This is a genomic window from Ideonella azotifigens, assembly GCF_021043325.1.
In the GTDB taxonomy this organism is placed as follows: domain Bacteria; phylum Pseudomonadota; class Gammaproteobacteria; order Burkholderiales; family Burkholderiaceae_C; genus Ideonella; species Ideonella azotifigens.
Genome location: NZ_JAJNKD010000010.1, coordinates 124,571 through 138,798 on the forward strand (window position 1 = coordinate 124,571; position 14,228 = coordinate 138,798).

Annotated in this window: 15 protein-coding genes; 12 read left to right on the forward strand and 3 right to left on the reverse strand. The window is 66.5% G+C overall.

Annotated features, from left to right (window positions below):
- Nucleotides 1-16 precede the first annotated feature (16 nt).
- The 3 genes from LRH25_RS20305 to pedB all read right to left on the reverse strand — a co-directional run bounded on the left by LRH25_RS20305 (nt 17) and on the right by pedB (nt 2,974).
- Nucleotides 17-1,171: a type 1 periplasmic-binding domain-containing protein gene (locus LRH25_RS20305; protein WP_231012075.1), complete on the reverse strand. Its 1,155-nt coding sequence runs from the start codon at nt 1,169-1,171 to the stop codon at nt 17-19.
- Nucleotides 1,168-2,154: a PQQ-dependent catabolism-associated beta-propeller protein gene (locus LRH25_RS20310; RefSeq protein ID WP_141287054.1), complete on the reverse strand. Its 987-nt coding sequence runs from the start codon at nt 2,152-2,154 to the stop codon at nt 1,168-1,170. Before LRH25_RS20310 ends, LRH25_RS20305 begins: the two co-directional genes overlap by 4 nt.
- A gap of 106 nt (nt 2,155-2,260) precedes the next feature.
- A complete protein-coding gene (gene pedB, locus LRH25_RS20315; protein WP_141287056.1) occupies nt 2,261-2,974 on the reverse strand; it encodes a lanthanide ABC transporter ATP-binding protein PedB/LutE in 714 nt (237 codons plus the stop codon).
- Nucleotides 2,975-3,575: 601 nt separating this feature from the next.
- Between pedB and LRH25_RS20320 the strand changes: the two genes are divergently transcribed.
- The 12 genes from LRH25_RS20320 (at nt 3,576) to LRH25_RS20375 (ending at nt 14,216) form a co-directional block, all read left to right on the forward strand.
- Nucleotides 3,576-5,327, forward strand: coding sequence for a methanol/ethanol family PQQ-dependent dehydrogenase (locus LRH25_RS20320; RefSeq protein WP_231012134.1), 1,752 nt, complete (start codon nt 3,576-3,578; stop codon nt 5,325-5,327).
- Between the two features lie 106 nt (nt 5,328-5,433).
- Nucleotides 5,434-5,850, forward strand: a complete 417-nt coding sequence (locus LRH25_RS20325; protein ID WP_141287060.1) for a c-type cytochrome — start codon at nt 5,434-5,436, stop codon at nt 5,848-5,850.
- Nucleotides 5,851-5,879: 29 nt separating this feature from the next.
- Nucleotides 5,880-6,728, forward strand: a complete 849-nt coding sequence (locus tag LRH25_RS20330) for a substrate-binding domain-containing protein (RefSeq protein WP_231012076.1) — start codon at nt 5,880-5,882, stop codon at nt 6,726-6,728.
- A gap of 10 nt (nt 6,729-6,738) precedes the next feature.
- The gene (locus LRH25_RS20335) at nt 6,739-7,758 is read left to right on the forward strand and encodes a S1C family serine protease (protein ID WP_170200816.1); all 1,020 of its coding nucleotides are present in this window, start codon (nt 6,739-6,741) and stop codon (nt 7,756-7,758) included.
- 16 nt (nt 7,759-7,774) lie between these two features.
- Nucleotides 7,775-8,500 carry a hypothetical protein gene (locus tag LRH25_RS20340; protein ID WP_141287065.1) on the forward strand — a complete coding sequence of 242 codons (726 nt, stop codon included), beginning with the start codon at nt 7,775-7,777 and terminating at the stop codon, nt 8,498-8,500.
- Nucleotides 8,501-8,566: 66 nt separating this feature from the next.
- Nucleotides 8,567-8,944 carry a hypothetical protein gene (locus tag LRH25_RS20345; protein ID WP_211361345.1) on the forward strand — a complete coding sequence of 126 codons (378 nt, stop codon included), beginning with the start codon at nt 8,567-8,569 and terminating at the stop codon, nt 8,942-8,944.
- A 77-nt stretch (nt 8,945-9,021) separates the two neighbouring features.
- On the forward strand, nt 9,022-9,921 hold the full coding sequence (locus LRH25_RS20350) for a quinoprotein relay system zinc metallohydrolase 2 (RefSeq protein ID WP_211361346.1): 900 nt from the start codon (nt 9,022-9,024) through the stop codon (nt 9,919-9,921).
- A gap of 39 nt (nt 9,922-9,960) precedes the next feature.
- The gene (locus LRH25_RS20355) at nt 9,961-10,803 is read left to right on the forward strand and encodes a quinoprotein dehydrogenase-associated SoxYZ-like carrier (RefSeq protein ID WP_231012077.1); all 843 of its coding nucleotides are present in this window, start codon (nt 9,961-9,963) and stop codon (nt 10,801-10,803) included.
- A 4-nt stretch (nt 10,804-10,807) separates the two neighbouring features.
- Complete coding sequence (locus LRH25_RS20360) at nt 10,808-11,770, forward strand: YVTN family beta-propeller repeat protein (RefSeq protein ID WP_141287069.1); 963 nt, start codon at nt 10,808-10,810, stop codon at nt 11,768-11,770.
- Between the two features lie 122 nt (nt 11,771-11,892).
- Nucleotides 11,893-12,375 carry an SRPBCC family protein gene (locus LRH25_RS20365; protein ID WP_231012078.1) on the forward strand — a complete coding sequence of 161 codons (483 nt, stop codon included), beginning with the start codon at nt 11,893-11,895 and terminating at the stop codon, nt 12,373-12,375.
- A 10-nt stretch (nt 12,376-12,385) separates the two neighbouring features.
- Complete coding sequence (locus LRH25_RS20370) at nt 12,386-13,339, forward strand: MBL fold metallo-hydrolase (protein ID WP_141287073.1); 954 nt, start codon at nt 12,386-12,388, stop codon at nt 13,337-13,339.
- Nucleotides 13,340-13,352: 13 nt separating this feature from the next.
- Nucleotides 13,353-14,216 carry a quinoprotein dehydrogenase-associated SoxYZ-like carrier gene (locus LRH25_RS20375; RefSeq protein ID WP_231012079.1) on the forward strand — a complete coding sequence of 288 codons (864 nt, stop codon included), beginning with the start codon at nt 13,353-13,355 and terminating at the stop codon, nt 14,214-14,216.
- Nucleotides 14,217-14,228 lie beyond the last annotated feature (12 nt).

The following is a 14,228-nucleotide window of genomic DNA, read 5'->3' on the forward strand; positions in this document are numbered from 1 at the left end:
GCATTGGCGGGCGCTTTCAGCGGGTCGCTTTGCATAGCTTCTCCGGAGCGTCGGCGCCGAGCGTGTCCAGCACATCGGTCGGGTGCAGCAGGCCTTCGATCGGCGCCTGCGCAATCACACCCTGGCCATCGGTCAGCAGCAGGGGCTGGCGAAGCTGGCCGTCCCACGTGCGAAAGCTCAGGGCGAGACCCTTGGAGCCGTCGACGCTAGTCTTCGCGAGCGCCTGCGCCCACGCTGCATTCGGGCCCTTCGGCGTCGAGGTCGCGAGCGCGAGCAGCGTCTTGCCGCCCATCCACGCAGCCCAGTCGCTGTCCGTCATCGGTCGCTTCGCGGCCTTGAAGAAGCGGCGTGAGACCTGCGGCGCGCCGTAGCGCTCGAACTGCGCATGCCAGGCCAGCGCAACCAGGCCTGCATCACCGACCACCGGCCGCGGCAGCACGGTGCGGTAGGGCAGGCCGCGCGCGAACTCGCCGTCGCTGTCGACGATCCAGACCGCGTCGTAGTTGTTGCCCGCGGTCAGCAGCAGCGGGTTGGCCAGGTCGCGCTCGCGCGGGTCGGTCGAGAGCTTGAAGGGCTTGGATGCCACCACCTGCAACCCGTAGCGCTTGATCGAGGCCTGCGCGGTTGCGGCGCGCAGCTGGTCCTGCGCGCCCGGGCCGACCAGCAGCAACAGCTTGTTCCATTTGCGCGACACCAGGGTCTGCGCAATCGCATCGGCGCGCATGCGCTCGCTCGGCAGCAGGTGGTAGAGGCGCGGCCGGCAATCCTGCTGGCGCAGCCGGTCGTCGGGTGCGCCGAGGTTGAGCACCGGCAGTTTCACGGCATCGGCCACCGCAAGCGTCCAGGCGGCCGGCAGGTCGGTCAGGATCAGCGCGGCGCCGGCCTTCTCGGCCGCCTGCGCAGCGGCGCGCGCAGCGTCCACCGAGCCAGCCGTGGCCGGGCTGAGCACGACCGAGGCGCCGGCGGCTTCGAGCTCGAAGCCGCCTTCGTCGAGCGCGACCTGCACCCCGTCGGCGGCGGGACCTCCCGGGTGGCCGAGGTAGGCGCGCTCCGTCCTCGTGCGGTCCAGCCGCGGGTCGTTCTCGGGGCTGATCAGCGTGGCCTTCAAGGTCGCCCCCGCGGCGCCTAAGCAGGCCGACGACAGGACCAGCGCAAGCAGCGCGCCCCTCATTCGACGACCACCACGCCGTAGGGCACGCGCCCGACCGGCACGGTCTTGATCGCCTTCGCGCCCGGCACGTCGACGATGGTCAGGTCATCACTCAGGCCGTTGACGACAAACAAGCGCTTTTCATCCTTGTCCAGCGCGACGTTCCATGCGCGTTTGCCGACCAGCACGAGATCGGTGACCTTGCGTGCCGCCACATCGACGAAGGCGACGTGGTTGGCCCGGCCGAGCGCGACGTACGCGCGCTTGCCGTCGCGCGACATCTGGATGCCCACCGGTGTGATGTCCTGCGCGCGGGCGCCCTTGACCTCGAACTTCAGCGTCGCCAGCACCGAATGGTCAGCCGTCGAGACGATGGTGACGCCCGAGTCGAGCTCGCAGGTGACCCACAGCTCCTTGCCATCGGGCGTGATCGCCATGCGGCGTGGCCGCTTGCCGACCTTGATGTTCTTGATGATCTTGCCGCTGGCGGTGTCGATCGCATGCACGAGGCTGGCGACCTCGGAAGTGATGTACAGGACCTTGCCGTCCGCACTGACCTTCACGCCCTCTGGCTCCTGCCCGACCTTGACCTCCTTGAGCTTCTTGCCAGTTGCTGCATCGACGAAAACGGCCGTTGCGTCGTCTTCGCTGGAGACGTAGATGGTCTTGCCGTCGGGCGACAGGTCGAAGGCTTCGGGGTCGTCGCCGAGCGGAATGCGCCGCAGCGATTGGCCGGTCGCCGGGTCGATCAGATCGGCCACGCCAGAGTCCGAGCACGCGAGCATCAGCTTGCGGTCGGGCGTGAGCTGCAGGTGGCGGCCGCGCTTGCAGGTGGCGATCGTGCCTTTGACGGCCAGCGTGGCGAGGTCGATCATCGTCAACGCGTCGTCCTTCTCGCTCGACACATAGACCGTGCCCGGCGCCGCTTGGGCGAAGACGCTGCCCGCCAGCCACAGGGTCAGCCCGACAAGCCAGGTCGTTTTCCGAATCAGCTTCAAATCCATGACTCCAGGTCTTTCTTGTGGGGCGCTCATGAGAAGACGCAGGGCAGCCCCAAGTTTTCTTGACCCCCTCGGGGGGCCTGACGCGTAGCGGCAGGTCTGGGGGCGCTCATGAGGTCCGCTTGATGAAGCCCGCTTCGAGCGTCGCCTCGCCGAGCGCGCGGGTCACCTCGGCGGGCGTGCCATCGGCCAGCAACGCTCCCTGGTGCAGCACCAGCACACGGTCGGCGCCCTCGGCCTCCTCGACCCAGTGGGTCGCCCACAGCACGCTTACGCCGCGCTCGCGCACATCGGCGTGCAAGGCCTGCAGCAGGTCGCGGCGCGACTTCGGGTCCAGGCCCACGGTGGCTTCGTCCATCAGCAGCACTGAGGGTTGGTGCAGCCCGGCGCGCACGAGTTCCACCTTTCGCCGATTGCCGCCTGAGAGCTCGCGCACCTTTCGGTCCAGATCGGCGGGCAAGCCGAGGCGCGCGCAGCCAGCCTCGATGCGCGCCAGCGCGACGCGACGCGGCACGCCCTGCAGATCCGCCTGGAACAGCAGGTTGCGCCGGATGCTCAAGTCCAGGTCGAGCGCGATCTGCTGGAATACGACGCCGATGTGGCGCAACGCGATGCGCGCCGAATGCCGCAGCGAATGGCCGGCCACTTCGACCTCGCCGCCGTCGGCCGCGAACAAGCCCGTGAGCACCTGGAACAGCGTGGACTTGCCGGCGCCGTTGGGGCCCAGCAACGCAACGAACTCGCCGCGACCGATCTGCAGCGTCAAGGATTTCAATGCGATGGTCTGACCGTAGCGTTTCGTGAGATCGGTGGTTCGCAGCATGAAGGTCGGGGGTTCCAGGTCGCCATGAACAAAGTGTTCAGCGCGACGTCTTCGGGTCAGACGGTACTGCAACTTCCGCGCCCTTGAACGAGCGTTTGCACTCATCACTGCAGCGCAACAAGGCGCTGCGCCCTTCGGTCGAAGGCGCAGTGGAACACTCTGCGCCAAAAGTGACGACAAGCGTTGCGCGATGCGCAGAGCCGGCACGCGATGGCGCCATGCGGCGTCGCGCGACGCGGGTGAGACATCCAAGGGATTTCCCGAATTTCGAACGGCGCGGGGCCTGGGACGAACGCGGACCCGATCACGTTTGGCAAAAACTCAAGTCGATAAGGCAGGGTTTCGCCTAGTGCGAAAGCAGTGGCTGGCACGTTGTGTTGAGGTGGTCCGGCGCATTGAGGCGAGTGAGTCCGAGACGATTTTTCGACAGGCATGGATGTTGCGATTTGATCCCTCGCCAGACGGTTCGTGCGGGGGTTTCGGTGGTGACCTTCGCAAGACTGAAGACCACCTCAAAAGCAAGGAGACATCGATGAGAATTCCTCGGCAATCGGGCGCAAGCCTCGTGCTGCACCTGGGGCTCGCGTTGCTCGCTCTACCGATGTTGGCGTCTGCCAACGCCGACGTAGAGAAGAACATCGCGAACTCCAGCAACTGGGCCATGCAAGCGGGAGACATGTACAACCAGCGCTTCTCCCAGTTGAAGCAGATCAACACTGGCAACGTCGGCAAGATGCAGGTCGCCTGGACCTTCTCGACCGGCGTGCTGCGCGGCCACGAAGGTTCGCCGCTGGTGATCGACGGTGTCATGTACATGACCTCGCCGTTCCCGAACAAGGTGTACGCGCTGAACCTCGATACCCAGGAGATGATCTGGAAGTACGAGCCCAAGCAAGACCCGGCGGTGATTGCGCAAATGTGTTGCGACACGGTCAACCGTGGCGTCGCCTATGCCGAGGGCAAGGTGATCCTGCAGCAGGCCGACAGCACGCTGGTGGCGCTGGACGCGAAAACCGGCAAGGTGGTCTGGAGCGTCAAGAACGGCGACCCGAAGCTCGGTGCAGTGAACACCAACGCGCCACACATCTTCAAGGACAAGGTCATCACCGGCATCAGCGGCGGCGAGTGGGGGGTGCGCGGCTTCATCGCCGCCTACAACCTGTCGGACGGCAAGCTGGCCTGGAAGGGCTACAGCGTGGGCCCTGACGCCGAGATGCTGATGGACCCGGCCAAGACCATGACCTGGACCGACGGCAAGATGGCGCCGGTGGGCCCCGACTCTTCGTTGAAGACCTGGAAGGGCGATCAATGGAAGACCGGTGGTGGCACGACCTGGGGCTGGTACAGCTACGACAAGGCGCTGAACCTGATGTACTACGGCAGCGGCAACCCGTCGACCTGGAACCCGGCGCAGCGGCCTGGCGATAACAAGTGGTCTATGACCATCTGGGCTCGTGATGTCGACACCGGCGTGGCCAAGTGGGTCTACCAGATGACGCCGTACGACGAGTGGGACTTCGACGGCATCAACGAGATGATCCTGGCCGACATCAACGTGAAGGGCAAGCCGACCAAGGCACTCGTTCACTTCGACCGCAACGGCTTTGCGTACACCATGGACCGCGTCACCGGCGCCCTGCTGGTGGCCGAGAAGTATGACCCGCAAGTGAACTGGGCCACCCACGTCGACATGAAGACCGGTCGGCCGCAAGTGGTCGCGAAGTACTCCACCGCGAAGGGCGGTCCTGACGTCAACACCAAGGGCATCTGCCCGGCGGCGTTGGGCAGCAAGGACCAGCAGCCGGCATCCTACGACCCCGAGACCAAGCTCTTCTACGTGCCGACGAACCACGTCTGCATGGACTATGAGCCGTTCAAGGTGGAGTACACCGCGGGCCAGCCGTACGTGGGTGCGACGCTGTCGATGTACCCGGCGCCGGGCAGCCATGGCGGCATGGGCAACTACATCACCTGGGACGCCAGCGCCGGCAAGATCGTGCAGAGCCATTCCGAGAAGTTCTCGGTCTGGAGCGGCGCGCTCAACACAGCGGGCGGCATCTCCTGCTATGGCACGCTCGAGGGCTACCTGAAGTGCGTCGACAAGAAGGACATCAACAAGGAACTGTTCAAGTTCAAGACGCCTTCCGGGATCATCGGCAACGTGTTCTCGTACATGCACAAGGGCAAGCAGTACATCGGCGTGTTCTCGGGCATCGGTGGCTGGGCCGGCATCGGCATGGCCGCAGGTCTCGAGAAGGACCAGGATGGCCTGGGCGCCGTGGGCGGCTACCGCGAGCTGGCGAAGTACACCGAACTGGGTGGCTCGTTGACGGTGTTCGCGCTGCCGAACTGAGGCAGCAATAGGCAGCGCAGCCTTGAACATACTCGGCGCGCGCCTGACAAGGGGGAGGGCTTTCGCAGGAACGCCTTCCCCATTTTTTTGATTCATTCAACATCCCATGAAGCACTTCAAGACCCTCGGCGCTGCCATGTTGCTCGCCTCGACCCTGACGACGTTCGCCCAGACCGCATCTGCGCCTGCGCCTGCCGCCGGTGCCAAGCCCTACACGGTGGTGGACGGCTACAAGGTCGACGCCAACACCCTGGTCGGCTTCAAGACCTGGCGCTCCGCCGCCTGCGACCGTTGCCACGGTGCGAACCAGGAAGGCCTGGTCGGCCCGTCACTGATCAACAGTTTGAAGACCCTCTCGAAAGACGATTTCGTCCAGACCGTCAAGAACGGCCGGCCGAACACGCAGATGGTCCCATTCGGCGGCAATCCGGAAGTGATGAAGAACATCGACCAGCTCTACAGCTACCTGAAGGGTCGCTCGGACGGCGCGATCACGAAAGCGCGTGTCGAGGCGATGCAATGAGCCAATCCAGGTCGCCTCGCAATGCTTGTGTGGCCTTCCTGAGTGTCGCGGCTGCGCTCGCGGCGCTCTCAACCAGTGTCGCGGCGCAGGAGGCACCACCGAAGCGGACCGAACTTCGCGTCTGCCAGGACCCGAACAACCTGCCGTTCTCCAACACCAAGGGAGAGGGCATCGAGAACCGCATCGCGGAGGTCTTCGGCAAGGCGCTGAATCTGCCGGTCACCTACTACTCTTTCCCGCAGCGGCTGGCGTTCGTCCGCAACACGCTGCGCTACAAGCTGCCGGGCCAGGACTACCCTTGCGACATCATCATCGGCGTGCCGGTGGGGTTCGACGAAGGCGTCTCGGTCACAAAGCCTTACTATCGTTCGACCTATGCGCTGGTGTTCCCGAGAGGCAAGGGCCTGGACGACGTCACCACCGTCGACGCGTTCCTCGCACTCGGCCCCGAAAAGCTGCGCTCGCTGCGCATCGGCGTGTACGACCGATCTCCGGCAGGGGAGTGGTTGTCCAGGCACCAATTGCTGGAGAACGGCGTTCCCTACCAGATGATGAATGCGGACCCGCAGCAATACCCGGGCGAGATCATCGAGAAAGATCTCGCGCAGGGCAAGCTTGACGCCGCCATCGTCTGGGGGCCGATCGCCGGCTACTTCGCGCAACGCGTGAAGTCACCGCAGCTGGTCGTGTTGCCATTGAAGTCGGAGCCGGGCCTGAAGCTCGACTACCAGATGGCGATGGGCGTGCGCTTCGGCGAGCGCGAGTGGAAGCAGCAAGTCGAAGGGTTGATCGAGTCGCGCCAAGCGGAGATCGAGACGATCCTGAAGGCGTACGGCGTGCCGATGGTCGATGCTTCGTACAGGGCGCCGAAGAACTGAGTACCAGCGAATGCACCGCCGGTTCATCAGCACGGGCGCCAGCGCAGGCCGGGCGACGGCAACGTGGTTCCTGCTGGCCCTGGTGCTGTGGGGCTTGTTGCTGCCCGAGACCGCATTCGCCGAGCCCGACGCAGCCACGCTGATCCGGCTCTCGACCAGCGTGCTGAAGGTCGAGGTGATGCGCACCCAGGGCGGTTATTCGCTCGGCTCCGGCGTGGTGATCGGCGCGGACCGCGTTGTGACCAACTGCCATGTCACGCGGGATGCGCGATTGGTCTCGGTGCTGCAGGGCGGGCTGCGGCTGCCAGCCGAGTCGCAGCAGGTCGACGCATACCACGACCTGTGTCTGCTGCATGTGCGCGGCATCGAGGGCAGCCGCGCGGTGGCGCTGGGCTCGGCAGGACGATTGACGGTCGGCCAGGTCGTCACGGCCGTCGGCCACACGGCGGGCGCGTTCCAGGGCAGCAGCGGCGAAGTGCTGGCGCTGCACCGGATGGACGGCGCCCGCGTCATCCAGACCTCCAACTTCTTCAGTTCCGGAGCGAGCGGCGGCGGGCTGTTCGACGCCGACTTCAATCTCGTCGGCATCCTGACCTTCCGCCTGCGCGGCGGCAACGCCCACTACTTCGCGGCACCGGTCGAATGGCTCGCACGGCCGCGCATCGACAACGAGCCAGCGCAACAGATCGGCCCGCTCGCGCGCGGCGAACTCGCCTTCTGGGAGCGGCTGGCCGACGCGCAACCGACCTTCCTGCGGGCCGCTGCGCTCGAAGTCGAGGGCAACTGGCGTGGGCTGCAGCCGCTGGCAGCCGACTGGACCCAACTCGACGCGGGCGACCCGGAGCCCTGGTACCTGCTAGGCCTCGCCCTCTCACGCCTGGAGCAGCCGCGCGATGCGCGCATTGCGCTGGAATGCTCGCTTGCGATCGCGCCCGACTATGCGGCGGCGCGAAGCGAACTCCAACGCCTCGCACTGCCGCACGACTCCCAACCCGAAACCCATGTGGCAGGCAATTCTTGCCGCCATTGATGCGAACTCACCGCTCATGACCTCGTTCTCTCATCGCCTCAAGACCACCCTCGTCGCCGCAGCCATCGCAAGCTTTGCGCTGCCGGGCCCCCCCGTTCACGCCGAAGACGCGCCCAAGGATTTCTCTGCCGCCGAGCGCGCGCTGTTCATGACGAATCAGTTCACCAAGCTGCGCCCGCCGATGACGCTGCACTACGCATTCCATCGCAGCGGCAGCCTGGAGCCTGGCTTTGACGACAAGGTGTCGATCTCGCTGAAGGCGCAGGCGAACGGCCAGTGCTGCGACGCGAGCGGCGACTTCCTCAGCGGCGAGCACGCCGTGGTGCTGCCGCCGGTCGAGGGGGTCATCGGCAACCCGGTGATGCTGTACTTCCTCGAACGCGACGTGCGCGAGATGGAACGGCTGACAAAGGGCAAGCAAGCCTACTTTCGCAAGCGCATCCGCATGGCGATTTACCAGGGCGCACAGCAACGCGCGGTGACGCTGCGCTACCGCGGCAACGCAGTCGCGGGCCAGGAGTTCACGATCGACCCTTACCGCGACGACCCGAACCGCCCGCGCTTCGAACAGCTCTCGAACAAGCGCTATGTGTTCACGATGTCGGACGCCGTGCCGGGCGGCGTCTACGCCATCCGCTCGGTGATCACCGATGCTGCCAAGGGCGCGGATGCGCCTCCGCTGGTCGCCGACGAGTTGCTCATCGAAGGGGCGGAGCCCACGCCGCCAAAGCCTGGCGCCTGACGGCGGCCCACGCTGCTGCCCTTCGCCTTCGTCACCATCAGCTTCTACCGATTCCACGGACACGCCATGAACCACGCCCGCCTGCGCTCTTCGACTTCAAGCGCAACCCTGCTCGCCGCACTGCTGGTCGCCAGCGGTACCGCGCACGCTGCGAACGACTACCCGACCTCGGCCCGCGTGCTGTTCGTGGAGGACTGCATCCGCGCGAACCCAGGTCCGTATTTCGAGATGGTCAACAAATGCGCCTGTGCGGTGGATGCACTCGCCGAGCAGGTCAACTACGACGAGTACACGACGATGCAGACGATCAGCAATGGCATGACGATCGGTGGCGAACGCGGCAACACGATCCGCGACACGCCTGGGCTGCAACCCGAACTGAAGAAGTATCGCGAGCTGCAGGCGAAGGTGAAAAAGAGCTGCTTCATCAAGGACGCCAAGTAGCCCCGAAGGCATCGCCTCTTTTGCCAACCATGCGACCCGCCCTGCACCGCTACGCGACCGCCCTGCTGCTGGCTGCCTTGCTGCATGGGGTCACGGCCGCGCAAGGCGTGGCCGATGCGCCGCGGCTCGGTGTGGCCGAGATCGCACCAGGCGTGTACGTGCATGCGGGGCTGGTCGAGGACTGGCTGCCGGGCAACGGCGGTGACGTCGCAAATCTCGGCCTCGTTGTCGGCAGCCGCTGCGTCGCGGTGATCGACAGCGGCGGCACCCCGCAGGTCGGCCAGCGTTGGCGCGCGGCCATCGAGCGCATCACCCGCCTGCCGGTCTGCTTCGTGATCAACACCCACGCCCATCCCGACCACGTGCTCGGCAACGCCGCCTTCGTCGGCCCTGACACGCGCTTCGTCGCGAGCGCGAAGTTCAACGCGGCGATGGCCGCGCGCGAACCCTACTTCCTGAACGCGCTGGCGCGCGATTTCGGCGTCAGCGTCGCACCGGGCGCAATGGTGCATCCGACGCTTGCGGTGGACGGAACCCGCGAACTGGACCTCGGCGACCGCGTCATCGTGCTGCAGACTTGGCCAACCGCGCACACCGACAACGACCTCACCGTGTACGACCCGACATCGCGCACGCTGTTCACCTCCGACCTGCTGTTCGTGCAGCACATCCCGGTCATCGACGGCAGCCTGCTCGGCTGGCTCGCGACCATGCAGCAGCTCGCGAAAGTCGATGCAGCCCGGATCGTGCCTGGCCACGGCCCCACCCTGGCCGGTGGCCCGGATGCGTGGAAGCCGCAACAGGCGTATCTTGAGGCGCTGCTGCGCGAAACCCGCGCGGCGCTCAAGGCCCGCAAGACACTGCCCCAGGCGGTCGACACCGTCGGCATTCAGGCTGCCACCCCATGGCAGCTCGCCGAACGCTTCCACCGTCGCAACGTCACTGCAGCGTTTGCAGAGCTGGAGTGGGAAGACTGAGGTGCAACGATGACACGCCATGCGACACGACTGAGCCGAATGACACGACGCGAAGCCAGCGCCACCGGCGGCGCGTTGATCGCCTCGCTGGCACTCGGTGGCCTGCGCGATGCGCGCGCCGCGATCATGTCCGGCGATGACCCGCAGGCGAGCGAGATCTGGCAGAAGGTGCGCGCCAGCCTGTTCGATTCCCGCCCCATCCAGGAGGTCGGCGACGAAGCCCTGGTGCTTGACACACCGGTGCGCGCCGAAGACGCCGCTGTGGTGCCGGTCGCGATGCGCGCGAAGCTGCCGCACACGGCCTCGAGCTACGTCGAAAAACTGTACCTCGTGATCGACAACAACCCGTCGCCGATCTCGGCGATCTTCTCGTTCACGCCGAACAGCGGCCGGGCCGATGTCGAAACCCGCGTGCGCATCGACGAATACACCTTCGTGCGCGCGATCGCCGAAACCAACGACGGGCGGCTGCTGATGCGCACGCGCTTTGTCAAGGCCTCCGGCGGCTGTTCGGCGCCGCCGGGCAAGGATCCGCAGGCCGCGCTCGCATCGCTGGGCAAGATCAAGATGCGCGTCGACGGCCAGGTCGTGCTGCACCAGCCCACTCTGGCGCAGCTGATGATCAGCCACCCGAACGACTCCGGCATGGTCATGGACCAGCTGACCCGCACCTACACACCGCGCCGCTTCGTGCGCACGGTCAAGGTCTCCTACGCCGGCCAGCCGGTGCTGTCGGCCGATCTGGATTTCTCGATCAGCGAGAACCCGAACCTGCGCTTCTACTTCATACCCAACGCGCCGGGCCGGCTCACGGCCGAGGTTGTCGACTCGCACCAGGCCACATGGAAGAGCAGCCTCGACGTGACGCCGTCCGCCGCCTGAACGAATGCGCCACGCCGCCACGGTCACCGCACTGTCACTCTGGCTCCTCGGCACCGGTACGCCCGGCTTCGCCACACCGTTCGCCTACATCACGAACCAGGGCAGCAACGATGTCTCGGTGATCGACCTGGCCTCGCAGCGCGTCGTCACCACGGTGCCTGTCGGCCTGGCGCCGGCGGGTGTGGTGGCGTCGAGCCGCGCTGGCAAGGTGTTCGTGTCCAACCCGGACAGCAAGACGATCTCGGTGATCGACATGCGCACGCAACGCGTGGTGGGCACGCTGGCGGCCGGCAGCGGCCCTGTCGGCATGGACGCATCGCCCGACGGCTCGCGCCTGTTCGTGGCCGACTGGTACGCGAACCGGCTGCTGGTGTTCGATACCGCGGCGGGCACTGCGCTGCCCACGATCGAGGTCGGCCGCGCGCCTGCGGGCGTGGCGGTCGACGCTGCCGGCGCAACCGTCTTCGTGGCCGAACGCGACGACGACAGCATTGCCGCGATCGACATCGCCACCTCGCGCGTGCGTGGCCGCGTCAAGGTCGGCACCCATCCGTTCGCGCTGCTGGTCGACACCGCCCGCGAGCGGCTCTATGCGCTCAACGTGCTCAGCGACGACATCTCGGTGATCGACACGCGCCGGCTCGAGGTGATTGCCACCGTCAAGGTCGGCAAGGCGCCCTACGGCGCGGCGCTGACCCGCGACGGTGCTTTGCTGTATGTGACCAACCAGCACGACGACAGCGTCAGCGTCGTCGACGTGCAGCGGCTCGAGACCGTGCGCACGCTGCCAGGCTTCGGCTACCCCGAAGGGGTGGCCGTGCACGCCGACCGCGTCTACGTCGTCAACTGGATGGACGACGACGTGAGCGTGCTCGACGCCACCAGCGGCCGCACGCTGGCCCGCATCGCCACCGGCAGGAACAGCCGCGGCTTCGGGGCCTTCATCGGCTCGCCACCGACACCATGAATCCAACATGAATCCACCATGATCTTCAACCACTCCACCACCGGAGGCCCTTCCCCATGTTTCTGAGATTCGCCAGTCGATGGCTTCAACCAGCGCTTGCCATCGCCGTTCTCGGCAGTGCGGTGTCATTGCCCGCCATCGCCCACGGGCCGACGCGCCAGAAGGCCGTCGAGACCATCAAGATCGACGCACCCGCTGCGGTGGTCTGGGCCAAGATCAAGAATTTCGACGCGCTGAAAGACTGGCACCCGGCCGTCGAATCCAGCCCGGCCGACAAGGGCAACGCCGAAGGCTCGGAGCGCAAGGTCGCGCTGAAGGGGGGTGGCGCGCTGGTCGAGACGCTGGAACGCTACGACGACGCGCAGATGCGCTACAGCTACCGCCTGAAAGACGGCAGTGCGCTGCCGGTCTCGAACTACACCTCGACGATCACCGTGACCGGCGAGGGCAACACCTCGACCGTCGAATGGCGCGGGGCCTTCTACCGCGCCTACATGCACAACGACCCTCCTCCCGAACAGAACGACGAGGCCGCCATGAAAGCCGTGACCGAGGTGTACCAGAGCGGGCTGGCCAACCTGAAGAAGCTCGTCGAGGCCAAGTAGCGTGACGCCCATGCGTGCCCTTTCGCGCACGGCGAGTTGCTGGCTGGCCGCGGCCCTGCTCGCCTGTGCCGCGATGACGGCGCGGGCCGCTGCGCTGGATCCGATCGAACTGGCGTCCGGCGTCTACATGGTAGCGGGCACCGGCGGCGAGCCGGACGGCGCGAACCTGGGCCGCGTGGGCAACACCGGTTTCATCGTCGGCCGCAAAGGCGTGCTGGTGATCGACACCGGCACCTCGTATCGGCACGGCCGCGCGCTGCTCGATGCGATCCGCAGCGTGACCGACAAGCCGGTGCGCCTGGCCATCGTCACGCACACGCGGCAGGAGTTCCTGTTCGGCGCTGCGGCGTTCCGCGAGCAAGGCATTCCGGTCGCGATGCATCAAGCCGCCGCCGGCCTGATGGCCTCACGTTGCGAAACCTGCCTGAAGACCCTGCGTGCGACCCTGGGGGAAGACGAGATGCGCGGCACGACGATGTTCGAGCCCGACATCCGCTTCACCACCCCGCCCGGCCTCGACGCGGCCACGCTGATCGGTCGGTCGATCCAGGTGCTGTATTTCGGCCATTCCAGCGGCCCCGGCGATGTCGCCGTGTTCGACCCGGTCACCGGCACGCTGTTCGCAGGCGGCCTGCTGGATGCCCAGCGCATTCCGGATGTGTTCGACAGCGACCTGCCGGCCTGGGGCGAGGCGCTGCACACGCTGCAGGCGCTGCCGCTGGAAGTCATCGTGCCCGGCCACGGACCGGCCGGCACCAAGCGGCTGGTCACGCAGACCGAGCGCTACCTGGATCAGCTGACGACGCGCGTGCGTGCGCTGCTGACGGCCGGCGCGCCGTTGAGCGAGGTGCCTGACGCCACCGCGCTGCCCGAGTTCGCAGCCTGGGACCAGTACGCCACGGTGCACAGGCGCAATGCGGCCCTGGTCTACCTGCGCTATGAGCGCGAGCAGCTGTTGAAGTAGGAGTTTCGAAGTCATGCCGCCGCCGATCAAGCCCCTTCCCCTCCATCTCACCCATCGCCAGCGCCGCGCCTTCATGCTCGGCGTGGGCGCCCTGCCGCTCGCGATGGCGCCCTCGGTGCGCGCGGCCATCGGCGGCCTGCCGAGCAACACCGGCCCGGCCGATCTCTCGCCCGAATGGGAGCTGCTGCGCGGCCGGATTTTCGGCACCCGGCCGATCACCACCGGTGCTGCCAGCCGCGTGCAGTTGATCGCACCGCTGCGTGCCGCCTACGGCGCAGCGGTGCCGGTGAAGATCGTCTCGCAATTGCCGCAGACGCCGGAGCTGTACGTGAAGCGCATGCACCTGCTCGTCGACAAGAACCCGTCGCCACTGGCTGCCACGCTCGAACTGACACCGGAAGTCGGCCAGGCCGATTTCGAGACGCGTCTGCGGGTCGACGAGTACAGCCACGTGCGCGTCGTCAGCGAGCTGTCGAACGGCGAGCTGCACATGGACTCACGCTACGTGAAGACCTCCGGCGGCTGTTCCGCGCCGCCGAACCGTGACACCCCCGAGCTGATCGGCAGGACGATCTTCAAGCTTCCCGGGCCACCGACGATGGACGCACCGACCACCGCCGATGTGACGGTGATCCACCCGAACGACACCGGCTTCGAGCTGAACAACGTGACGGTGATGTTCATCCCGTCGTACTTCGTGCGAACCATCGCCGTGAGCTATGCGGGCCGGAAGATCTTCGATGCCGATCTCGACTTCTCGATCAGCGAGAACCCGACCTGGCGCTTCAACTTCGTGCCGCATGGCCCGGGCGAGCTGCGCGCCGAGGTCTCCGACTCGAAAGAGCAGCATTTCACCGGCTCGCTGAAGGTCGGATGATGGCGAGCCCCC